General features: G+C 56.8%; 17 protein-coding genes. 8 read left to right on the forward strand and 9 right to left on the reverse strand.

Annotated elements, in window-relative coordinates; genetic code table 11:
* Window positions 1-6: 6 nt before the first annotated feature.
* Window positions 7-2,235, reverse strand: a complete 2,229-nt coding sequence (locus J1C54_RS11725; protein WP_229147947.1) for a molybdopterin-dependent oxidoreductase — start codon at window positions 2,233-2,235, stop codon at window positions 7-9.
* 158 nt (window positions 2,236-2,393) lie between these two features.
* Here J1C54_RS11725 and J1C54_RS11730 point away from each other — a divergent pair, with 158 nt between their 5' ends.
* On the forward strand, window positions 2,394-4,790 hold the full coding sequence (locus tag J1C54_RS11730) for a hybrid sensor histidine kinase/response regulator (RefSeq protein ID WP_229147949.1): 2,397 nt from the start codon (window positions 2,394-2,396) through the stop codon (window positions 4,788-4,790).
* A gap of 40 nt (window positions 4,791-4,830) precedes the next feature.
* Here the strand turns inward: J1C54_RS11730 and J1C54_RS11735 are convergent, their stop codons facing one another.
* Window positions 4,831-6,216, reverse strand: a complete 1,386-nt coding sequence (locus tag J1C54_RS11735) for a VWA domain-containing protein (protein WP_229147950.1) — start codon at window positions 6,214-6,216, stop codon at window positions 4,831-4,833.
* A gap of 9 nt (window positions 6,217-6,225) precedes the next feature.
* Window positions 6,226-7,140, reverse strand: a complete 915-nt coding sequence (locus tag J1C54_RS11740; protein WP_229147952.1) for a MoxR family ATPase — start codon at window positions 7,138-7,140, stop codon at window positions 6,226-6,228.
* Between the two features lie 47 nt (window positions 7,141-7,187).
* Here J1C54_RS11740 and J1C54_RS11745 point away from each other — a divergent pair, with 47 nt between their 5' ends.
* Window positions 7,188-7,832: an HAD-IA family hydrolase gene (locus J1C54_RS11745; protein WP_229147955.1), complete on the forward strand. Its 645-nt coding sequence runs from the start codon at window positions 7,188-7,190 to the stop codon at window positions 7,830-7,832.
* 45 nt (window positions 7,833-7,877) lie between these two features.
* Here the strand turns inward: J1C54_RS11745 and J1C54_RS11750 are convergent, their stop codons facing one another.
* From J1C54_RS11750 to fabR, 5 genes are all read right to left on the reverse strand, one after another.
* Complete coding sequence (locus J1C54_RS11750) at window positions 7,878-8,237, reverse strand: putative quinol monooxygenase (protein WP_229147959.1); 360 nt, start codon at window positions 8,235-8,237, stop codon at window positions 7,878-7,880.
* 55 nt (window positions 8,238-8,292) lie between these two features.
* Complete coding sequence (locus tag J1C54_RS11755) at window positions 8,293-9,114, reverse strand: dienelactone hydrolase family protein (RefSeq protein WP_229147962.1); 822 nt, start codon at window positions 9,112-9,114, stop codon at window positions 8,293-8,295.
* 21 nt (window positions 9,115-9,135) lie between these two features.
* Window positions 9,136-9,834 (reverse strand): nitroreductase, encoded by a 699-nt coding sequence (locus J1C54_RS11760; protein ID WP_229147964.1) that lies wholly within the window; start codon window positions 9,832-9,834, stop codon window positions 9,136-9,138.
* Window positions 9,835-10,048: 214 nt separating this feature from the next.
* Window positions 10,049-10,381: a hypothetical protein gene (locus J1C54_RS11765; protein WP_229147968.1), complete on the reverse strand. Its 333-nt coding sequence runs from the start codon at window positions 10,379-10,381 to the stop codon at window positions 10,049-10,051.
* Between the two features lie 134 nt (window positions 10,382-10,515).
* Window positions 10,516-11,172 (reverse strand): HTH-type transcriptional repressor FabR, encoded by a 657-nt coding sequence (gene fabR, locus J1C54_RS11770; RefSeq protein WP_229147972.1) that lies wholly within the window; start codon window positions 11,170-11,172, stop codon window positions 10,516-10,518.
* Window positions 11,173-11,490: 318 nt separating this feature from the next.
* Here fabR and J1C54_RS11775 point away from each other — a divergent pair, with 318 nt between their 5' ends.
* Entirely contained in the window at window positions 11,491-13,503 is a 2,013-nt protein-coding gene (locus J1C54_RS11775; protein WP_229147976.1) for an SDR family oxidoreductase, read from the forward strand.
* A 173-nt stretch (window positions 13,504-13,676) separates the two neighbouring features.
* A complete protein-coding gene (locus tag J1C54_RS11780) occupies window positions 13,677-15,869 on the forward strand; it encodes an OsmC domain/YcaO domain-containing protein (protein WP_229147977.1) in 2,193 nt (730 codons plus the stop codon).
* A 118-nt stretch (window positions 15,870-15,987) separates the two neighbouring features.
* Here J1C54_RS11780 and J1C54_RS11785 read toward each other — a convergent pair whose 3' ends face one another.
* Window positions 15,988-19,014: a sialidase family protein gene (locus tag J1C54_RS11785; RefSeq protein ID WP_229147978.1), complete on the reverse strand. Its 3,027-nt coding sequence runs from the start codon at window positions 19,012-19,014 to the stop codon at window positions 15,988-15,990.
* A 392-nt stretch (window positions 19,015-19,406) separates the two neighbouring features.
* Between J1C54_RS11785 and J1C54_RS11790 the strand changes: the two genes are divergently transcribed.
* The 4 genes from J1C54_RS11790 to J1C54_RS11805 all read left to right on the forward strand — a co-directional run bounded on the left by J1C54_RS11790 (window position 19,407) and on the right by J1C54_RS11805 (window position 23,879).
* Window positions 19,407-20,405, forward strand: a complete 999-nt coding sequence (locus J1C54_RS11790; protein ID WP_229147979.1) for an SDR family NAD(P)-dependent oxidoreductase — start codon at window positions 19,407-19,409, stop codon at window positions 20,403-20,405.
* A gap of 100 nt (window positions 20,406-20,505) precedes the next feature.
* On the forward strand, window positions 20,506-22,440 hold the full coding sequence (locus tag J1C54_RS11795; RefSeq protein WP_229147980.1) for a GMC family oxidoreductase N-terminal domain-containing protein: 1,935 nt from the start codon (window positions 20,506-20,508) through the stop codon (window positions 22,438-22,440).
* 12 nt (window positions 22,441-22,452) lie between these two features.
* Window positions 22,453-22,905 carry a hypothetical protein gene (locus J1C54_RS11800; protein ID WP_229147981.1) on the forward strand — a complete coding sequence of 151 codons (453 nt, stop codon included), beginning with the start codon at window positions 22,453-22,455 and terminating at the stop codon, window positions 22,903-22,905.
* Window positions 22,902-23,879 carry a hypothetical protein gene (locus J1C54_RS11805; RefSeq protein ID WP_229147982.1) on the forward strand — a complete coding sequence of 326 codons (978 nt, stop codon included), beginning with the start codon at window positions 22,902-22,904 and terminating at the stop codon, window positions 23,877-23,879. The genes J1C54_RS11800 and J1C54_RS11805 overlap by 4 nt, the downstream gene beginning before the upstream one ends.
* Window positions 23,880-23,897 lie beyond the last annotated feature (18 nt).

Here is a 23,897-nt window from a genome sequence, read left to right on the forward strand (position 1 = left end):
TGGCAACTACACACCAGCACCAAAAGCACGCAGCTCCACGACCTGACCATTCAGAATTGCGGTGCCTGTCAATGCGTCAGTACGATCACTTCGAATCACATCGTTGACGCTAACGCCGGCATGGCGACTAGCCACACCCAACCGCACGCCCTTGCGAGCATGACCAAAGCCGTGCGGAATACTAACAACGCCAGGCATGATGCTGTCGGTGATTTCCGCAGGCAAACAAATCGACCCTGCTTCGCTAGTAACCTCCACGTCCATGCTATCGGTAATACCAAGGCGCGCAGCATCCTCTGGATGCAGCATTACCGTACATCGGCTTTTGCCCTTAACCAGACGCTGGCTGTTATGCATCCACGAATTATTGCTACGAACATGACGACGCCCAATCAGACGCATGCGCCCATCACTTTCTGGCTCCACTTGCTGCAGAGCCTCCAGCTCATGAATATATATCTGTGGCACCAGATGGATACTCTTTCCACGAGTGAACAGGCGATCAGGCAGTGATGGCCGCAATGGCCCCAAATCAATACCATGGGGCTCGGCGATGACTTTTTCCAGCGTCAGGCCTTCACTACCTTGATGCTCCGCAGCATTGCCTCCACCAAGCAACGGCAAACGCGCCAACAAACCACGTAGACTTTCAATCCGGCTGCGCCAATCGCCGTAGGGCCCAAGCCGCAGCCCCAGATCGACCATACCAGTGTCGCCCAACCGGGACAGCAAACGATGCAGCGCCTTTGCCTTAAGGGTTGACCAACGGTCGCGACTGTTCAAACGGGTAGTCAGTTCCAACAAAATCTGCCAGTCATGCAGGGCGCCCGCCTCTGCTTCAAACAGCGCAGGTGAGAATTTGGTGGTATTGCGAACCGCCGTCAAGTGAAACACCGGATCAAACTGTGCGTGCTCAAGCTGCCCCGTGGGCGGCAAAATAATATCCGCATGACGTGTGGTTTCGTTAATGTAGAAATCAATCGACACCATGAAATCCAGATTGGAAAAAGCCTGATCAAGGCGCTGGCCATCCGGGCAGGACAGCACCGGATTACCGGCGTGGGTGACCATGGCTCGAATCTGGCCCTTGCCCGGAGTGAGAATCTCATCCGCCAATGTGGCCACTGGAAACTCGCCGCCAAACTCGGGCATCTGACGCACCCGGCTACGGAATCGGTCGAAGCCACCTGTTTCGCCGGTCATCCCCGCCATACCCACCACATCAAATGCAGGATGGGTAAACATCAAGCCACCGGCACGATCAAAATTGCCAGTAACAATATTTACCGCGTACACCAGCCACGCACTTAGACCACTATGCTCCGAAGTAGTGGTGCCAACCCGGCTGTAAGCGGCTGCACACTTGGCGTCAGCGAAGTCACGGGCGATCTGTTTGATAACCTCGGCCGAAACGCCGGTATGTCTGGACACGCGCTCCGCTGTCCACGACTTAACCAGTCCCTGCAATAGCTCATAACCATCCAGCATTTCGGCAAGATGACCGGGCCTTGCCAGGCCTTCAGCGAACAGCACATTGAGCAAGCCCAACAGCAAAAACACATCAGTGCCGGGGCGAATAAAGTGGTGCGCATCGGCGACTTCAGCGGTCTCCGTGCGACGCGGATCGAGCACCACAATCTTGCCGCCCCGAGCTCTGATTGCCTTAAGCCGATTACGCATATCCGGCGCCGTCATGATACTGCCGTTAGATGCCATCGGGTTGGCACCTATCACCAGAAAGTACTCGGTGCGATCAATATCTGGCACTGGAAACAGCACTTGGTGACCAAACATCTTCAGGCAAGCCAGCTGATGAGGCAGCTGGTCCACTGAAGTGGCACTGTAGCGGTTGCGGCTGCCGAGCGCTCGAATGAACGGCAACAGCAGTAATAAAGCACCGTGGTTATGGGCCGTCGGGTTACCGACATACAGACCAACCGCCTCCCCGCCATGCTGACGGCGCACATACTTCAAACGCGCGGCAGTTTCGTCCAGCGCCTCCTGCCAGCTGATCTCCTCCCAGCCACTGGCAGTGCGCCGGACCGGACGACGCAGCCGGTCTGGATCATGATGCAGATCCTGCAGCGCCACCGCCTTCGGACAAATATGGCCACGACTGAACGGGTCCTGCTTATCACCACGGATGGCGGTGATGGTATCGCCAGCAAGCTCTATTTCTATGCCACACATAGCTTCACAAAGGTTACAGGTACGGTGGTGAAGACGGGTTTCCATGGCCAGCTCCGCAGGGGGGAAGGCACAGTCTGCCCTCGCACCGCTCACCACTCAAGGTCGTCCGCAACGGTAATTTGTTCCCTATAGTCAGTTGGTACCAGCGTAAAGCCGGGCTAGACTGCAAAGGGACGCCACTAATTCACATAATAAGGACGCCTGTGCAGGACTTTCGACTGACCCGGGGACTGGCTCATCTGCTACTGCTGACCATGCTGCTGGCTCCGATAGGCGCCAGCGCTGCCTTGCTATCCAGTGGCAGCGATGACCTGTTGACGTCAATGCTGTGGTTGCGCGACCCGGAACAGCAGCTAGGGCCACGCGAGGCTCTGAAGCGCCTGCAAGACACAGGCAATATCAATGACCGTGGCAAACATCCCGCTTTTGGCTTTGATCGCGGCGCAATCTGGTTTCTGATTCCACTAAGCAACGATACCAATGAGCAGGACTGGATTCTGCAGGCAGGCAGGCCGCATATGGACAGCCTCGATCTGTTCCTGTTTGACCAGCAGGATCAGTTGGTCGGCAGCTTCCGCCACGGTGATCAGATACCCTGGAGTGAACGCCCCTACCCGCACACCAACCTGCTGTTCCCACTGGAACTGAAACCAGAACAGGACTACCGACTGGTGTTCCGGGCCGCTTCGGTCGGTGCCATAGAACTGCCGCTGGCGATAATGCCCCCATATTCCTTTCAACAGTACGACACCACATTTCAGAACTTTGTCGGCCTGTATCTCGGTGCCATTGGTGTCATGCTGCTTTTCAACCTGCTGCTGTACCTCTCCATCCGCGACAGAAGCTATTTAATGTACTGCCTTTATCTGACCGGCCTGCTGGGCTATCTCACCAGTCGCGAAGGCCTGCCATTTAAATTGCTATGGCCGGAGCAGCCGTGGCTAAACAACCCGGTGCAGGCTGCCTCAGCCATTCTTGGCATCGGGTTTATGATGTTATTTGCCAATGACTTTATGCGCCTGCGCAAAGCCCGGCCACGCATGGAACGTGCAGTTCGCTACACTGGTTGGAGCTTGGTAATTCTGGCGCCGCTCTCGACTCTGGTTGAAACCGGCACAGTACTGCGCATCGTCACCGCCGGCACTGCGTTTCTGGTGCTGCCGGTTATCGCAATTACCATTGATCGCATTAGAGCCGGCTATCATCCAGCCCGATACTTCCTGCTGTCATTCAGTCCCTTTGCGGTAATGGTATTCCTGTTCATGTTAAAGACCTACTCGTTCATCGACAGCAACTGGCTGATCGACCATGGTTTCGAGGTCGGCAGCATGATTGAGGCATGGCTGCTGTCTTTTGCACTGGCCCATCGTTTTATCATGCTGCGCGATGAGAATGAGCGCATACAACGAGAAGCCACCGTCGAGCTGGAGCAGCGCGTCATTGAGCGCACCCGGGAATTGCACAATGCTTTGAACGCTCGCAGTCAGTTCCTTGCCGTGATGAGCCATGAAATTCGCACTCCGCTAAACGGTATTATCGGCACCGTGGAGATGCTTAAAGATGGCATTAAAGACGCCGAGCATGGTCGCCACTTGCATGTCATTGAGCAGTCAGGCAACACCCTGCTGGCATTGATCAATGACATTCTCGATTACTCCAGCATCGAGTCAGGCAAAATGCCGATCATTTCGGAGCAATTTAACCTGTCAGCGCTAGCCACTGAAACCGTTGGCCTCTACACCCAGAACGCCAAAGCCAAGGGCTTACTGATTGACCTTCAGCTGGATAGCGACATTGGCACGCTATGCCAAGGCGATCCGGTCCGGCTGCGGCAAATTCTCGGCAATCTGATTAGCAACGCAGTAAAGTTTACCGAGCACGGTGAAGTAACGGTGCATCTGCAGCGAGATCACCATAACAGCGATTATGTCCTGTTCGAAGTTGAAGACACCGGCATAGGAATTGCGCCGGACACTCTTTCTGAACTATTTGAGTTATTTCAGCAAGCAGACAGTTCAACGCGACGACGCTATGGCGGCACTGGCCTGGGCCTTGCCATATGCCGCCAGCTGGTGGAGCTGATTGGCGGTGAAATCGGAGTACAAAGCACCCCGGGGAAAGGGTCAAGATTCTGGTTCCGTTTGCCTCTCCCACAAACATCCGTCGAGCAGCGTCAGGCCGAAGCAGTCGACAGGGCAGGCAAGAACAGAACTCCGCAAGTGCGGCTGCTGATTGTTGACGATAACCACGTTAATCTTCTGGTTGCTCAAGGCTTGGCGCGCAAGCTGGGCCATTTAGTAGAAGTAGCAGAAAGTGGGCCGGAGGCCATCGCCGTGCTACTTAATGACAGCAGGCCCTACGACCTGATCCTGATGGACTGCGAAATGCCAGACATGGATGGGTTTGAAACTTCCGCAGAAATCATACGGCTGCAGAACGAGGGCAAGATACCACCGATTCCGATTGTCGCGCTCACCGCCCATGCGGTGCCAGACAAGATCCGCGCCTGTCATGAGGCGGGCATGATCAGCCACCTCGCAAAACCAATTAATAGCGAAAAACTGGATCGTGAGTTGCGCAATATTCTGCACTTGGAGTAACCATACAATTGTCACTGGCGCCCGACCATATTGACGCCGATTAGTCGCGCGTAAGATCCCGCAGTAGCCGATCCACAAAACGCTCTAGCCCGGCCAGATTAGAGCAGGATAGCGAATCACGGCAGTACGGTTGGTAAAGCGGCATCACGGAATCACCGCTACCCCAGCGCCCCCTGGCCTCTGGGTTCAGCCAGAATACCTGCCGACAACGACGGCTAATATGGCCAAGCAGTTGCTGCTCGGCAGGCAATTCATTATTACGTGCATCACCAAGAATAATTACCGTGGTGCGCTGATCCATGTCACCTTCACAGCGATCAAGAAAATCTCGCAGCATGGCGCCGTAGTCCGTACCAGAACCAGCATAGCGCTCCATTACCTCGTCGATGGCCTGATCCGACGAGAGCGTATTGAACAGCGATGTCACTTCTCCGAACCGAGAGGCAAATGCAAAGCTGCGCACCGATGGCACCACGTCATTAACCGCATGAAGAAACATCAACAGAAACCGTGCCGCTGCGCTGACCGAGCTGGACACATCACAAATCACCATCAGCTTTGGCTTGTGGATTCGACGGCGACGCCAAACCAGAGATGCTGGAACGCCACCATGCTTTAGCGCCATCACCGTAGTGCGGCGACCATCAAGCTGACCTCGACGTGCACGACGCTGGCGCCGGCCATGCTTGCGCGCCAGTCGCCGGGCCATCTTCTCCACCTGCTGACGAACATCACGAAATTCCGCCAAGGTACGTAGGTTAGCCTCGCGCAGCATCTGCTCCCTTAACTGCCGACCCTGCTCGCGTGCTTGCAGCAAAAACTGATCAGCAACATACTCGCGCACGGCTTCACGCAGTCGGTCACGGCCACTGCGTAACTGGGCCGCCAGACGCTGATCATGGCGACGCTCGCTTTTATCCAACTCAATAATTTCCCGATCCAGCGCTTCGCCGCCAAGCGCCTGCATAATGCGCCGACCATAAAGTCCCTTTTGAGTAATCACTCGGATATTATCCAAACCAATCTGACGCGCCGCTTGCGCCATCTGCCGACTGAGTTGGGCGCTATCATCGGCCAGCAATTGCTGGCCCAATGTTGAAGAGGAGCCCGCACCGGCGGCACCCTGCTGCCCGGGCAGCATGTCGCGCAAACGATCCATTAGCGAGGCCGCTGGCGGGGCCGCTGATTGCGAGGTTACCGCCGGCATGCCATCAAAACGGAAAAAGTCTTCAAAACACTCTTCAAAGACCAGCTTGTCCTGCTCGCTTTTCGCCAGCACCAGGGACAGACCGTGCTTCAGCGCCTGACGATCCTGATAGCCAAGCAGAGCAGTAACCTGCACCGCTTCCAGCGTTTCCGCCGGTGACACTGAAACGTCCGCGCCACGCAACACTTTAACGAAACGGCCAATCACCTGCTCGGACATCAACGCAACTCACTTAAACAGCGAAGGCAGATCATCACGCACTCGCTGAATATCTTCCTCATGCTTGAGGAGCAGATTGAGGGTGCTGTCGACCAGTGCCACATCAAGACTATCAACATGCAGTAACAGCAACGCACGCGCCCAGTCGATGGACTCAGAAATAGCTGGCTGCTTTTTCAGATCCAGAGTGCGCAGCCTCTGGACAAAGCTGACCAGCTGCTGACGCAGGGCCTGTGGCGCCTCCGGCACCCGCGCGGCAATAATCTGCTGCTCCAGCGCTCCATCCGGATACGGAATATACAAATGCAGACAACGCCGTTTAAGAGCATCGGACAGCTCGCGGCTGTTGTTACTGGTCAAAAACACCAACGGCTCATGCTGCGCCTGCACCGTGCCCAGCTCAGGAATGGAAATCTGGTAATCAGATAGCAGCTCCAGCAAGAATGCCTCGAACTCCTGATCCGCCTTATCCACCTCATCAATCAGCAGCACTGTCGCTTCATCAGCGCGCAGCGCCTGAAGCAGCGGTCGCGGCTCAAGAAAGGTTTCCGAGTAAAACGCATCACCAAGGTCACCGAGCCTGCTCATAGCCTCTTCAAGCCCACCAGCACCATCCAGCTTGCCGGCAAACTGTTCGCGCAGTAGCTGGGTATACAGCAGCTGCTTGCCGTACTTCCATTCATACAACGCCCGCGCCTCGTCAAGGCCTTCATAGCACTGCAAGCGGATCAGTGGCGCCTCCAGAAATGCGGCACTGGCTTTTGCCAGCTCGGTCTTGCCAACCCCTGGCGGCCCTTCCACTAGCACTGGCTTACGCAGCTGGGCAGCCAGATAGACGGCCATGGCGATCTGGTCATTGCAGACATAGCCCTGACGGGCGAAGCTGTCACGCACTTCGGCAACTGACTGAATACGGGTTTTCATGCCATGCCCTGTTCGCTTATTGAGCCGCCAGTTTACAGGGAATCTCCATGCATCCGATAACCGCAGTATTTTTCGATTTCGGTGGCGTCATTGCCGATAGCCCGTTCGCTAATCTGTCTCGTTATGAACGGCAACATCATCTACCCACCGACTTTATCCGCCTGACCAATGCAGAAAATCCTGACGGCAACGCCTGGGCCTGTTTTGAGCGCGGCGAAATTGACCTGGATGAATTTGACCGCCGCTTTCGCGCCGAGAGCCGCGCCCGCGGTCATGAAGTGGCGGGACGCGAGCTGATGCCGCTGCTGCAAGTGGAAGTGCGTCCAGCCATGCTTCCCCTGCTAGACCGGCTACGCAGCAAGGGCTTACGGCTGGCCTGCCTGACCAACAACCTGCCCATCGGCGACGGCCCGGGCATGAGCCAGGACACGGCCCATGCCCGCAAGGTGAGGGAAGCACTCAGTCGCTTTGAGCTAGTACTGGAGTCCTGCCGGGCCGGCATACGCAAACCGGAGCCTGAGTTCTTTCATCTTGCTTGTGAAAAAATGGAGGTATTGCCGCAACAGGTGGTCTTTCTCGACGATCTGGGAATCAATCTGAAACCAGCCCGCGCGATGGGAATGACCACCATCAAAGTGACCTCTGCTGAACAGGCTATCGAGGCGCTGGCAGCTCTGGATTCAGTAGAGTAAGAATTTCAGAGTAAAACTTTGAAATAGCAGGATGCCACGTAACATTTAATGCAGAACAATATTGTCTGCGTACTGAACCCGCGGCAATTCAACAGGCTCTTCCTGCTCACTCCAATCCGCCTCCTGCACATCGAACTGGGCAGAAGTCACCTCACCTTCGATAAGGTCAGGAATGGCATCCAGGAACATATCCACATGCTCGGAAGCAAAATGATCCTCCAGCGCATCCAGAGAATCCCACTGCTGCCAGATCACGATGGTCTCCGGGGAGTCCGCCTGAATGAACACCTCGTAGGACAGACAACCATGCTCGGCACGAGAAGCCTGAGCCAGTTGCTGGATCAGGGCTACCGCTTCTTCACGACGGTCAGTCTTCACCGGGATCGAACCTTTGACGATGATCATGCAAGTCCGCTGTAGGAATCAGGGGCGCGGATTGTAGCATATCCGCACTCCCAGTTCAGGCACCGGCTGTCGCGACGCCGCCCTGCAAATGCTCAGCAAAGAATGCCAGCACCCGGTCCAGCGCCTGCCGGGTCGGGTGGCCGGCCTCATCAACCAGATCCGTGGTGACCACAGAATGGGCGGTCGGCGGAATACCATGGGGATTGCCCAGCTTCGAATTGATCTCGATTGCTTCGAAGCCATCACCGAACTGTTTTTCCAGCTCGCGGAAACGTGCTCCCGGGCATAGCGGGTCTCCGGTAAAACGCAGCCCCAGTACTTTCAGGCCCTCTTCCTCAACCCGCTGGCGCACTGCCGCCACAACTTCCGGAGAGGCATGCAGGCCGCGGCGCAGGGCCGGCAAAGGACCCACCGGCAGCGACGGCTGGCTTAGCACCGGCGCCATCATCCAGGGGTCCATGGCCAGCGTCAGGGCGAAGTTGCCTGTCAGGCACATGCCAATGGCCCCCACCGGACCACCAAGCTCCTCGTGCGCAGCCCGCGCCAGAGCACGAAGGAAATCAGTCACCGGGCTAGCCTTATTGGCCGACAGCACGCTGAACTCCCTGCGAATACAGGCAGCGCTCATCTGCCGAGCCACATAGCCAATCGAGAAACGTTGCCCCGGAGTGCCGAACAAAGACGGCATCAACACAGTAAAGCCAGCCTCCGCCACAACTCGGGCAAAGCGCGCCGCCTCTGGGGTAATGCCCGGTATCTCCGGGATTATCAGCACCGCCGGGCCACTGCCCTTGCGAAATACAGGGTAGGTATATTCGCCATGACTGAACTCCTCAACGGCGAAATCTTCCAACGTATCGAACTCGCGAATCGGCATGCTTATTCCCTCAATCTGGCCTTAAACACTTTCGAGAAAACGGACACTTTCACCCAACGGCTCGCGACCCACCCGGGTGCGGTTAGCGGCCACACTATCATCCTCATAGCCGAAGCTGATGCCACATAGAATCGCCGTGCTGTGCGGCTCACCAAACAGGTCGCGGACATCCTGCGGGTAATAGCGCATCGAGCCCTGAGCGCAGCTGCCGATACCGAAACTGGTCATCACCAGCATCAGTGTCTGGATATACATACCCACATCCAGCGCCACGGTGACCCCGAACTGGCGTTCCATGCCGATAAAGGCGACGTGCGGCGCATCAAACAGCTCAAAGTTACGCAGGCTAGCTCGGGCGCGGCCCTCCCGGTCATCGCGGGCAATACCCATGTTGTTGTACAACTCCACTGCACAGTCCACCTGGCGCTTGCGATAGATACCCTCGAAATTGGGCAGATGCTCAAAATCTGGCTCGATCGGATCACCCTTGGTGACATGCTCCACCATGCGATTGCGTAGCTCATCACGCATGGCCCCGGAGGCGACGAACACCTTCCACGGCTGGATATTGCAGTTAGACGGTGCCAGCTGGGCCAGCCCGAAGACCTCATCCAGCACCGCCTGTGGCACTGGATCCGGACGATAGCCGCGCACGGACCGTCGCCCACGCAGAGCCTCGGCAAGGGACATGGTTTCAGCGGTAGTGATAGCGTTACTCATGACAACTCCTTGAGTCAGATTGCAGCCGCAGTGACAGCCTGACACATAAACAGTCTGCCCCATAAACGGCGCCTATGATGAACGGCATAGAAGGACTTCGCGATGGCAAAACTGGAATCGCAAGTGACTGAATTGGTCACCAGACAAAGACAGGCCGGCGATGGTCAGTAAGCACTGACACACGCCGGCAAAAAGGGAAAATAAGCAACTCGCCTCAGGCGGCGACCTGTTCCTTCTCGACCGCCTGCATCGCCAGGCAGATTTCTTCAATGGCCGGCGGGATGCGGACGTTGCGCTCATGGCGCACCTCTAGCCCATAGCGGCTGACGCAATGCGGGCACAGCACCATATAAGCGTCATCGGCGCCCTCTTCCTGTTCTGCTACCAGCCAGCCGTCACGCTTCGCACGCTGACCGATGTCGTGGTAGTACTCCAGTCCGATGGTCCGGTTCGGTTCGAAATCGAAGGTATTGATACAGCCGTGGCAGTTCAGCCACATGTCATATAGCGCAGCTGCGTCGTATACGTCCCTGGGATCGAATGCCATGCCTGCCTCCGTTTTCCAATATCAATAACTTAGGAGACATACTTAAAGTAAATATCAGGCAAACGCAACTAAAATTTATGGAACTTTGTGATTGCGATCATAAAGTTACGAGGGTTTCTTAAAGTAACTAGAAATCAGGACTCCTTCACCACCAGCACATCGCCCAGACGCGCCCCGCCAAGCAACCCTCTGGCGCCGAGAAACACCATGGACAACTGCACCACCACGCGATCACGGCCAGCACGACGCTGGGCAGGAGCCATATCCAGGGCCAGAATGCCGTAGCCAAACATCACCGCCACCGCCGCCTCAGCCGCGCGCAGATCATCCACCGGTGGCAGATTACGGTGCTCGCCGACACTGCGGACATCATCCGCCAACTCCTCCACCAGCAGCTGCAGCTCTCGGTGGACACGGCGGCGAATGCTCGCCGAGGTTCCGAGGCGCTGTTGCACCAACAGACGAAACTCCGCCTCATGGCCAGCCAGATAGGCCAGAAAGCGGTCTACCAGATCCCGCACCCCACCTGCCGGGTCCGCCACTATCAGCTCTCGACGCCCCTGACGCATGGCGTCACGCAAGCGAAAACAGGCCTGATCCACCAACGCCTGGCCGAGACTGTCCATATCGGGAAAGTGGTTATACAGCGATGGCGCCGCCAACTCCGCCTGACGGGCCACCTCACGCAAACCCAGACTATCGAGGCCGCGCCCGCTGGCCAGTAGCTCCATCGCCGCATCGAGAATCTTCTGCCGAGTGAGCGCCTTGCGCTCGGCCCGATTCAGCGTCATAACCCACCCTTAGAATATACAGTTGTAAGTTAATAATAATGGCAACAATGCCATTAGTCACTGTTAAATAGAAATATTTATTTCAGGTGCTTGACCAAAATACGATCAACCGGTAAATTTCACCTCACATTTGTTAGCCTTTTATCCAAGAGCCAAACCAAGGCTGGCCAGAGAAGATAAAACAGGAGGCAAGGCCCGCTGATTCCGCTACAGTCTGACTACAGACTTCAAGGAACCAGCCGGCTCCCACAGGGACAGACTCTGTGTTGAACCGGCCTGTAAAAAAGAAATCGCTGCAAAAAGAAGAAGGGGAATACCATGAATTACTTCGTTACTGGCGCCACCGGCTTTATCGGTCGCTTTCTTCTCGCTCGCCTGCTCAGCCGCGAAGACAGCCGCGTATTCGCACTGATTCGTCCCGGCTCGGAGTACAAACTGGATGCCATGCGCCGCCGCCTCAATGTGGAGCCGGAGCGTCTAGTGGGTATCAAGGGCGACTTGACCAAAAAAATGCTCGGCGTCAGCAAGCGGGACAGAGACGATCTTACCGCAGCGAAAATTGACCACTTCTTCCACTTGGCAGCGATCTACGATCTCACCGCCGATGAGAACCAACAGCGCTATACCAATATTGAGGGCACTCGTAATGCCCTGCGCCTGGCGGAGGAGCTTAACGCCGGATGCTTCCATCACATCAGCTCGGTAGCAGCCGCCGGCCTGTATGAGGGCACCTTCCGCGAAGACATGTTCGACGAAGCTGGCGAGCTGGCCGATGCCTATCTGCAAACCAAGCACGAATCGGAAGCGCTAGTGCGACTGGAAGCAAAGCTGCCATGGCGCATCTATAGACCTTCGATGGTGGTCGGTCATTCTCAAACCGGCGAGATGGACAAGATCGATGGCCCCTACTACTTCTTCAAGCTGATTCAGAAGCTGAGCGACGTACTGCCGCCTTGGGTACCGCTGCTGGGCATCGAAGGCGGCCAATTCAACATTGTTCCGGTGGACTTTGTTGCTAGCGCCATTGATCGCATTGCCCATGTGCCAGATCGCGACGGCCAGTGCTTCCATTTGACCGCCGACCGTCACTACAGCGTTGGCGAAGTGATGAATATTTTTGCCGGCGTGGCCGACGCGCCGAAAATGCCAGTACGCATCGATAACAGCGTTTTCGAATCCGTTCCGGGCATGGTGCGCAAGGGTATCAGTTCACTGACACCGGCCAAGTTTTTCCTCCATCAAGCCATGGAGGGACTGGATATCCCCGAGTCAGCACTGAAGTTTCTCAGCTATCCAACCATCTTTGACAACAGCAATGCCAAAGCGACGCTGAATGGCAGCGGCATCGAAGCGCCTGAACTGGAAGCCTATGCTCAGCTACTATGGGACTACTGGGAAAACCATCTGGACCCGGACCGCGACGAGCGCGAAGACGATGGCGCACCTTCCATCAGCCTCGAAGAGCGAGTTTCCGGCAAGGTTGTGCTGGTCACCGGTGCCACCTCAGGTATTGGTAAAGCGGCAGCCCTGAAGCTGGCTAGGGCCGGCGCCATCGTTCTGGTGGTAGCTCGCACTGCAGAAAAACTTGAAGAAACCCTGCACGAGATTGAACAGCTTGGTGGCAAGGCATTCTCCTATAGTGCTGACGTATCACATCTGGATGACTGTGACCGACTGGTGAAGCAGATTATTGCGGATCATGGTCAGGTGGATATTCTGGTAAACAACGCCGGCCGCTCGATCCGTCGTTCCGTGGAGCACTCCTATGATCGCTTCCACGATTTCGAGCGCACCATGCAGCTTAACTATTTCGGCGCCCTGCGTTTGATCATGCAACTGCTGCCATCAATGACCGAACGGGGCGCTGGCCACATCATCAATATTTCCTCCATCGGCGTACTGACCAACGCACCGCGTTTCTCGGCATACGTTGCTTCCAAAGCCGCACTGGATGCATTTACCCGTTGCGCCTCATCTGAGCTGGCCCATCACGGCATTCGCTTTACCACCATTAACATGCCGCTGGTGCGCACCCCGATGATCGCGCCGACCAAGATCTACAACCATGTGCCAACCATCAGCCCAAATCAGGCTGCTGACATGATCTGTGATGCCATCGTCCGCCAGCCCAAGCGCATCGCCACCAGCCTGGGCATCGTCGGCCAGGTGATGCACTTCCTGACCCCGAAGATCACCGAAACCATCATGAATACCGGCTACAAGATTTTCTCCGACTCGTCTGCAGCACTGGGCCAGAAAGAGAAAACCCCGAAGCGGATCAGCCGGGAACAGCAGGCCTTCTCGCGGCTGTTCAAGGGCATTCACTGGTAAGCTATCCGCGCCGCGGCAAGCGCAAACGGAAAAGGCCCGGCAATTTGCCGGGCCTTTTCCGTTATGACACCTGCACATCTGTGGTGAAGGTGTCCATATTTCCTGCTTTATGAGACCATCGCTGCCATAGCGCGCCCTGCGCCTCTCCCCATATCTGCCCCGGTACACTGTCCATGGAAATCAAGGTCAACTATCTCGACAACCTTCGGCTCGAGGCAAAGTTTGACGACTTTACCGTCATCTCGGACCAGCCGATCCGCTATAAGGGCGACGGCTCGGCGCCGGGACCGTTTGACTATTTTCTGGCGTCGTCGGCGCTGTGTGCAGCCTACTTCGTCAAGGTGTACTGCAACACACGCAATATCTCCACTGACAATATTCGTCTTTCGCAGAACAACATTGTCGACCCGGAGGATCGCTACAAGCAGATCTTCCGCATTCAGGTGCAACTGCCGGAAGACATTAGCGACAAGGATCGTCAGGGGATCATTCGCTCCATCGAGCGCTGCACGGTAAAAAAAGTGGTGCAGGCTGGCCCGGACTTTCAAATTGAGACGGTAAAAAATCTGGATGACGATGCCCAGGCACTGCTGACAATAAAACCGGATAGCGACGCGCGAACTTTTATCGAAGGCAAAGACCTGCCGCTGGAACAAACCATCGCCAATATGAGCGCTATTCTGGCCAATCTTGGCATGAAGATCGAGATTGCCTCATGGCGCAATATCGTGCCACATGTGTGGTCACTGCATATTCGTGACGCGGCATCGCCGATGTGCTTTACCAACGGCAAGGGCGCCACCAAAGAAGCTGCTCTGTGCTCGGCACTCGGTGAATTTATTGAGCGGCTGAGCTGTAATTTTTTCTACAACGATCAGTATTTCGGCCAGGAAGTCGGTAACAGCGACTTTGTCCATTACCCGAATGAAAAATGGTTCCAGCCCGGCCCGAAAGGCGCACTGCCCAACGGCATACTCGATGACCACTGCCTGTCGATCTACAATCCCGACGGCGAGCTGCTGGGCACACACCTGCTTGATACCAACTCCGGCACCCCGGAACGCGGCATTTGCGCCCTGCCCTATGTGCGTCAGTCTGACGGCGAAACGGTCTACTTCCCCTCCAACCTGATTGAAAACCTGTACCTCAGCAACGGCATGAGTGCCGGCAATACCTTGGCGGAGGCTCAGGTGCAGTGCCTGTCAGAAATTTTCGAGCGGGCCGTAAAAAAAGACATTATCGAAAATGAAGTGGCGCTGCCGGATGTTCCGGAGGCAGTGCTCAATCGCTATCCGCATATTCAGGAAGGCATCAAGGCACTGGAGGCGCAGGGCTTTCCGGTGCTGGTCAAGGATGCCTCCCTCGGCGGTGAGTTCCCTGTCATGTGTGTGGCCCTGATGAACCCGAAAACCGGCGGCGTGTTTGTCTCCTTTGGCGCTCACCCCAGTTTTCAGGTGGCACTGGAGCGCAGCCTGACCGAGCTGCTGCAGGGCCGCAGCTTTGAAGGTCTGAATGATCTGCCGGCGCCGACTTTTAATAGCATGGCTGTCACTGAACCCAACAATTTCGTTGAGCACTTTATCGACTCCAGTGGCGTGGTGTCCTGGCGCTTTTTCAGCGCCCGCTCGGATTATGACTTCTGTGACTGGGATTTCAGCGGCAGCAACGAAGAAGAAGCCGCCACCCTGTTTGGCATACTTAAGGACATGGGCCATGAGTGTTATATGGCCGTGTTTGAAGATCTCGGCGCGCCGGTGTGCCGGATTCTGGTGCCCGGCTATTCCGAGATCTACCCGGTCGACGATCTGATCTGGGACAACACCAATATGGCGCTGGAGTTCCGCCAGGACATCCTCAACCTGCACCGGTTAGGCGACAACCAGCTGGCTGATCTGGTGCAGCGGCTGGAAGAAAGCGATCGCGACGCCTACATGACCATCATCACCCTGATCGGCATTGAGTTTGATGAAAACACCGTCTGGGGTCAGCTCACCATTCTGGAGCTGAAACTGCTTATTTATCTGGCGCTGGGCCAGCTGGATAGCGCTCTGGAACTGGTAGAGGCCTTTCTCCAGTTCAACGACAATACGGTGGAGCGCGGGCGCTTTTATCAAGCCATGCAGGCAGTGCTGGAAGTCACCCTGGATGACGATCTGGCGCTGGAAGATTATCTGGTCAGTTTCCGCCGTATGTTTGGTGATGACATCCTTAATGCCGTCATCGGCTCGGTCAACGGCAGCGTGCGCTTCCACGGCCTGTCCCCCACCAGCATGGCACTGGAAGGGCTCGACAAACATCAGCGGCTGATCGATAGCTACAAGAAACTGCATACAGCAAGACAGGCAGTATTTGCAACGAGTCACTGACCAGCCACGTTTATTACATCGGATCTGCCAAACAAGTCCGCCAACAAAAAAGGCCCGGCAATTTGCCGGGCCTTTTTTGTTTATACCACTACGAGATGAGTACGATTGAGGAGTACGATTATTGGCATGTAACCTGGATATCGTTCACATAGTTCGGCACGGCATCCGCCGCCGGCATTACACCTGTGCCATTGGTGACCGAACAGGTCAAACCAAACAGGCCTGTGTACTGGGCAGTGATGTCGTAGGTATCGCCCGGTGCCAAGGTGCTCGGCATGGTGAAGCTGCCACCCTGACCCGAATCATTAAACAGGAAGTTAATAAACTCGAAGTTATCCAAGTCTTCAATGTCCACACTGTCGAAATCATCCAGCCCAGTCACAGTACCGCCCACGGAGCCTGCTGCAGGATCACTGCCACCGCCGCCATCGAAGCTGCACTCCAGCGACAGATTGGTAATGTTGGTGGTGCCGATGGTGCCGCTGCCATTGGTGACGGCGCCACAAGTAGTGCCGATCGAAGTACCGATCACGGTGACATCATAAGTAGCGCCTTCGGGCATGTAGATACTGTTGAAGGCCAGACCCGCGCCGGTGCCGGTAAGGTCAATCTGCTGGGCGCCGGTAGCACTGTTCACCACCGAGAGCTGCACGCTTGCGCCGTCCACCAAGCCGTTAACAATGCCAGTCACGCGGGCGCCCTGGCAGGCAATATCGACAGTGACCTGAGCGCCTTGCGGCGAATCGCTCTGGCTGCTCAACTGGCACTGCAAACCACTCGGCACCGAGGTCAGCTCCAGCTGGTAGGTGCCGGTAAAACTGTCCGCAAAGAGATAATCGCCGTTAGCGCTCAACAGGGCGAAGGCCGGGCCAGTATTACTGTCAGTGTTCTGTAACGCCAGAGTTTCACCGGCGGGTAATCCGGTGAGCAACCCGCCAAGGCTGAACGCGGCAAACCCCTCACAACTGACTTCCACAACAGCAAACACATCGGAGTCATAGTTGATCGGCGCAACGCCATCGCCACCTTCCAGCGAGCACAGCAGGTTGCTCGGATTGGCGCCGTTGATTGTCACGCTGAAGCTCTCGCCCGCATCAAGCGTTGATGGAAAGCTGAACTCGCCATTGGCATCAACGACCACCGAATCATCGCCATTGGACAGCGTGACTGACTGGTTGGGCTGCAGCCCGGTGGCGGTGCCACCGAGTGTCACTGGCAGCACCTCTTTCAGCGTGCAATCCACTGCAACATTATTGATATTGTTGCCAATCATGGTGCCGCTGGCGTTGCTGACGGTACAGCCGAATTGCGGCGCGATATCACCAACGGTGACCGTATAGGTTGCACTCACAGGCACCGGCGAAAGAAACTGCCACTGATCCTGACTGCCGAAGATCGCCAGCTTGTCTTCGCGCTGCTTGCCATTGGTTTCGGTGGATGTGAGGGTCAGCTTGAGTTCCGCGCCCTCGGGAAGACCAGTCAAGGAGCCCCCCACCAGTTGTTGTAGACCAGCCGCCAACTGCGTCATCAAATCATTGTTGCAGGCATTCAGAGAACAGATTTTTCCGCGCACATCGGCCGGCAGCTTGATGATTTCCGATTCCACATGCGCTTGTGCATCGGCCTTACTCACCAGCGTAAAGGTACTGCCGACAGTACTGGAAATGCTCGACAGCAGGGTCTCGGCAGCGCTGGCAAACTCCTCATCCGTGCCGCCCAGATCGATATCAATGCTCTGCGCGCTAAGATCCGGCAATACAATCTGCGTCGGATCGCCGCTGGTATTTAGAGACTGCAACAACTGGGCTATGCGCAAACCTCTTTCCGGGGTTTCACCCAGACCCGCCAGCTGGTAGACGTGAACGGCTTCGGCGCAATCAGTGCTGCCCAGGGCAAAGTTTCCAAGATAGAAAGCGACCTGCTCGCCGGCTTTGCATTGGTATCCGCCATTGGCATCGGTAAAGCGCATTTCGGAGCCCAGTTTGCTGACGTAAATTGGTACATCATCGAAGATCCGGCCAATGGAGCTCTGGTACGTCAACCCACCGGTTACAAGTGCTAACTGGCCGTTACTGGATACGGCCGCTGTTTTCCATCTCTCTGATGGTGGCCATACAACATCCACACTCCAACTCTTCCCGCCATCGTTGGAACGGTACACTTTGCCCAGCCATTCGGCGGCCAGCAAAATGCGCATGTCCGCAGACCCGGCGATTGCCTCAATGTTCTTGCCTGCCAAAGTGACCTGCACGCCACTTTGTGTATGCAGCTCCACCCCTTTCGCCGTGGCCAGGGCGACCACATCACCGGCGGCGGACAGCGCTGCATCCCGAACTGGCTCACCATTGGTTGCCAGAGGCAGCCAAGTGTTGCCGTCATCCACCGACAGACTGGCGGTGGTGCCGCCCACGGCGAGAAGGCGCGCACCATCCGCGGAGACCATCAAGCGGTTTTCATCTTCGGCCGGTGAACCGGTCAGCGCTGCCCAGCTGAGACCGCCATCATTGGAGCGATAACGGCAGACATCTCGCTGCTCCCCAGCGTCCCAGAGCTGCGCGTCACTGCGCGTATCTTTTCCGGAGAAGTAAAGCTGCTGACCATCTGCGGACAGACTGACCTCCGAGGTGCGGCACAGGGCTGATGTTGGTGCCGGTCGCTCTACCCATGTCTCGCCGCCATCGACAGACACCAGCAGCGGCAGGGCCGCGCTGTCATTGCGTTGCGGCACGACGATGGTCTGCCCATCCGCTGATACCGCCACGCTGCCGGTAGCCCCGGCATCTCTGTTAAAGAAGCTACCCGTTACAGGGGACTGCCGTCGATTCGATGGCCAGCTCGCACCGCTGTCCGTGGAAAGCCAGATAGCGTACTCACTCAAGGCGAACATACGTGAGCCGTCTGCGGACATCGCCACGCGTCCCCAGATATCTTCAGAACGCGATACTTCACTCCAACCTCTGATGCGGTAACCCAGCCCCTGCACCGGCGCATCAATAAACACACCATCGGCCTTCGACTCCGCCGGGAACAGTCGTCCATCACCACCACCGCAACCCGCAACGAGCCCGACAACCAACAGGGTCGCCCCCCATAGTCTCACGCCATAAGCTGGACCCTGTGCGATCACCGGACTCACTGCTTTCATCAAATCACTCCGTACTGCCATTGAATATTTCTCTCTTTCACGCAGTAATCTCGGGAAACCACGACGTATCGAGAAATGAATGACATTCTCATTTGCAAAGACCACGCCACAACTAGTGATCTACCCACAAAATACTGCCGCCCCCGCCAGCACTGCTTCTGCAGCTCCCCGCCTTCATATCGGCAGTGCGAAGCCATGATTCCATTGCGCCACTAACTGTCACTTTAGGGTATCAACCTGACGCCCTGCGGCAGCAAAAGCCGCAATAGAAGCAGAACCTCCGGCCAACAACGCCCTCCTGTCACCAGTCGACATCTTTCTCCCCCCTGTGTACTGGCGCAAAAAGCAGCACAGAATAGACTTCCCTCGTTCCTGACAACCGGAGAATTACCATGTCACGACGAATCATGATTGGCGGCATCGCCCTTGGCGTACCCGACTTTCGCCCCCATGCGAAGCGGTTTGTGGATGGCGCTGCCCGGGGAGTACATCAGCGGCTGATGCCCGGTGCGGCGTTGCGGCGCCGGGTAAACGGTAAGGTGGTGCTGATCACCGGCGCCAGCTCCGGTATTGGTGCGGGTGTTGCCCACAAGCTGGCCGAAGCCGGCGCCACGGTGCTACTGACTGCCCGTTCTGCAGATGCTCTGGAGGATCTGGCCGAGAAGATCCGCGATAACGGTGGTGAGGCGGTGGCCTACCGCGCCGATATCGCCGACCTGGACGACTGCGACCGTCTCTGCCAAAAGGTGCTTGAGGATCATGGCCGGGTCGACATCCTGATCAATAACGCGGGCCGCTCGATCCGCCGCTCGGTGGTCTATTCGCTGGATCGCTTCCATGACTACCAGCGCACCATGCAGTTGAATTACTTCGGCGCCATTCGTCTGGCCATGAACCTGATTCCGGCAATGAAAGCCCAGGGTGACGGCCACATCATCAATGTCACCACCGTCGGCGTATTCAACGGCGTGCCGCGCTTCTCCGCCTACCTGGGCTCCAAGTGTGCGCTGGAAGGCTGGACGATGGCGGCGCAAAACGAGCTTTTACATACCGGCATCAGCTTTACCCTGATGAACTACCCACTGGTGCGCACGCCGATGATCGCGCCCACCAAGATCTATGATTACTTCCCGGCCATGAGCCCGGAGAAGGCGGTGGACTGGATGTGCGAAGCGATTGTCACCCGACCAAAGCGCAAGGTAACCGCATTTGGCCTGTTCTCTCAGGGCATGTACACGGTGCTGCCGAAGACCGCCGAACTGATCGTCAATACCGGCTACCAGATCGTCCCGGAGTTCTTCGGCAAGGAGAAGAAAGGCTCTGAAGGTAAGTCGTCACTCGCCAGCGACGAGACCGGTAGCAACGTTCAGCCGCTGCGCCGACGTAAGTAAGCCCGGGCGGGCCGATTGAAACGCTCTGGCTTGGCCGATGGTGCAGCGCAGGCTGCGCGAAAGGACAAGCCAAAAGCATTAGATCAGCTACACTCGGAACATGACTGAAGCTCTGACTGACATCCTGCCCGACCTGCCGCGCCCGGATACCGCCCGGGCGCTGGTGCGAGCCATGCTGCCCGCCGGTGAGCAATTACCGGCCGCCGATGCCGAACGCATCTGCGCCACTGTTGCCGGCTATTTAAAAGGTCGTCCCGGCTTTCGCCGGTTACTAGCCAGCAGCTTGCTGTGGCTGGAAAGCCGCTCCCTGTTCAGCCATGGCAAACGCTTTAGCCGGCTAACCCCGGATCAGCAAAAGGTGGTACTCAAAGACCTGTCCGGTACGCTGATCAGTGGTCATCTGCTGCGCGCGCTGGCAGCGCCATTCAAAGCCGCCTGGCTACTGGATGACGATACCCAGCGCCGGGTCGGTAGCCGTCCGCCGGTGCAGGTGCCCAAGCAGATTGAAGCGTTCCGCTGGCAAGCTCAGGTCAGCCCGGCACGAGATATGGAAGAGGACATGGAACTGGAAGCCGATGTGGTGGTGATCGGCACCGGCGCCGGCGGCGCGGCCGCTGCCTACGAGCTGGCCAGCCGTGGCTTGGCCGTAGTGATGATTGAGGAAGGCGAGTACTACAACCGCACCCACTTCAACGGCAATCTCACCGACGCTGTGGCGAAACTATATCGCGGCCTCGGCGCCACCACTGCCCTGGGCAATGTCACCATTCCGGTACCCATCGGTCGTAGCGTCGGTGGCACCACCACGATCAATTCCGGCACCTGTTTGCGTACCCCCGATGCAGTGCTGGCGCGCTGGCAAAAAGAGTTCGGCTTGACCGAGCTGACATCAGAAAATCTTGATCCCTTTTTTGCCAGCGTCGAAGAAGTTATCAATGTCACACCGGCGGAAGACAAATATGTTGGCGAAATCGGCAACGTGATCGCCGACGGCGCTCGCAAGATCGGCCTTACCAAGCTGCACAATCTGCCGCGCAACGCTAAAGGCTGCGATGGCCAAGGCCTGTGTCAGTTCGGTTGCCCCACGGATGCCAAACAATCAACCAATGTCAGCTATGTACCCCGGGCACTGGATCGCGGTGCGTTTTTATTTACCGGCTTTCGCGCAGAAAAGCTGTTGCACCGCCAGCAGCAGCTGGAAGGTGTGGAGGCCACCGGCAAGCGTGACGACGGCAGCATTGTTCGCCTGACAGTGCGCGCCGCGAAAGTGATTGTCGCCATGGGTAGTCTGTTGACGCCGCTGTTTCTGAAACAAAATGGCGTGCGCAACCCGCATCTTGGTCGTCACCTGACGATTCATCCCGCCGGGGTGGTCAATGCCATTTTTCCGGAGCGCGAGTTTGCCAATTCGCAAACCATTCCACAGGGTTTCGGTGTCGGCGATTTTGCCGAGCAGGGGCTAATGTTCGAAGGTGGCACCATTCCGTTTGCCGGCCACGGTCTGTTTAGCAATCTTTATGGCCGTGACTTTGTCGACTTCTGCGAGCGCTACCAGAACACCGCCTACTTCGGTTTCATGATCCGTGACACCAGCGAAGGACGGGTGCGCCGAGGCCCACATCGCGATGTACCGTGGATCAGCTATCAGATGAACGATCAGGATTTCCGGCTTTTCCTGAAAGGCGTTGAAACACTGGCGCAAATCTATCTGGCTGCCGGCGCCCGTGAAGTAATGATTCCAGGCCTCAACCGACTGATCACAGTGCGCAATGAACAGGAGCTGGCGAGCTTTATGGCGCGCAAGCACAAGCCAAAGGATTTCCTGATGAGCGCCTATCACCCGCTCGGCACCGCGCGCATTGCCGCCGATGTCAGCCGCGGAGTGTGCGGGCCGGACCATCAAGTATTTGGCTGGAACGGCCTGTATGTGATGGATGGCAGCAACGTACCCACCAGTCTGGGCGCCAACCCTCAGGTCACCATTATGGCGCTGGCTGCCCGTGCCGCATCAAAAATTGCAGACTCACTCTCTTAAAGGAGAAAAACCATGGCCACCGGACTTTTGCTTTGCGAAACCATGAGCGGCGACTTCACTCTCGACGCTGACCATGTCGCACAGCCATTTGCATTTTCTATTCGTGCCTTTACCACCAGGATTTTTAGCCTGAGTACGCCGCGCTATTTTCGTGGCACGGTGACACTGGCTGGCGTTGACTATCCCTGTCGCGGCGAGCTGACCATTCACGTCGGGGGCCCTCATTACTGGCTCGAGTTCAATCATCCACAGTTGGGCAAGGTCCGCGCAGAGGGGCACAAAACCTACAGCATGAACGGGCTGGTCAAATCGCTCACCACCTGCCCGCTAGAAATCAGCAGCAATGGCCAGCGCATTGGCTCGGCGCTGGTTGCCTATCGCGACTCCATGTTGGCGTTTCCGTTCAAGGCCCTGCGCCTGGTCGATGAGCAAAACGCATTTAGCGCTGCCGGCAGCGCATCATGATTCCCTATCATGGCTGTCAGCACGGTGGTCAGCCGGGTCACTATGAGTCCTGGTTTCTGCGCGCCAACCACCCTTCAAAAGCACAGGCATTCTGGATTCGCTACACCCTGTTTGTGCCCAAGGATAAACGCCCGTCGCTGGGTGAGCTTTGGGCCATCTGGTTTGATGGTGAGCAGGACCGGGTGATTGCGGTCAAGCAGGAACACCCTTTGTCCGACTGCGAATTCGGCGCCGGTGAAATGCAGGTCCGCATCGGTGATTCGCGCCTTGAAAGCCACCAGCTTAGCGGCAGCGCCCGCCACAATGGCCACGAGATCAGCTGGAATCTCGGCTATGAGGGCGAGCCACAAACCCTGCTATTTCTGCCAGAGAATCTGTACAAAGCCCGCCTGCCGAAAGCCAAGTCCGTAGTCAGCCGTCCTCAGGTGTGCTACCGCGGCAAGCTGGTGGTGGATGGCGAAGAGATGATCATTGACGGCTGGGCGGGCAGTGAAAATCATAATTGGGGCAGCCAGCACACGGACCAATACGCCTGGGGTCAGGTGGCAGCTTTTGATAACGCCCCTGGGGCCTTCCTTGAATGTATTACTGCCCGAGTCAAGGTAGGGCCCCTGCGCTCCCCATGGATGAGCATCGCCTGCTTGCGTTTGGATGGGCGGGACTATCTATTTAACAGTTTGGGGCGAGCATTTCGTGCGGACGGTCGCTACCACTTCTTTGACTGGCAGCTGCAGACCAGTAACGGTCGCGAAGGCCTCAAGATTTCCATGAGTGCGCCGGCAAACCACTTCACCGCCCTGACCTATTACAACCCACCCAAAGGCAGCAAGACCTGCCTGAACAGCAAGATTGCCCGCTGTCAGGTCACTCTGGAAAGGCCGGGCGAACCGCCCTTGATCCTGACCAGCAGCCATGGCGCTGCCTTCGAGATCCTCACAGACCGTAACGATCACGGCGTACCACTATCAGTCTAACCGTGCATTATGGCGGCA

Source organism: Alcanivorax sp. 1008 (assembly GCF_020667895.1).
Classification (GTDB): Bacteria; Pseudomonadota; Gammaproteobacteria; order Pseudomonadales; family Alcanivoracaceae; genus PGZG01.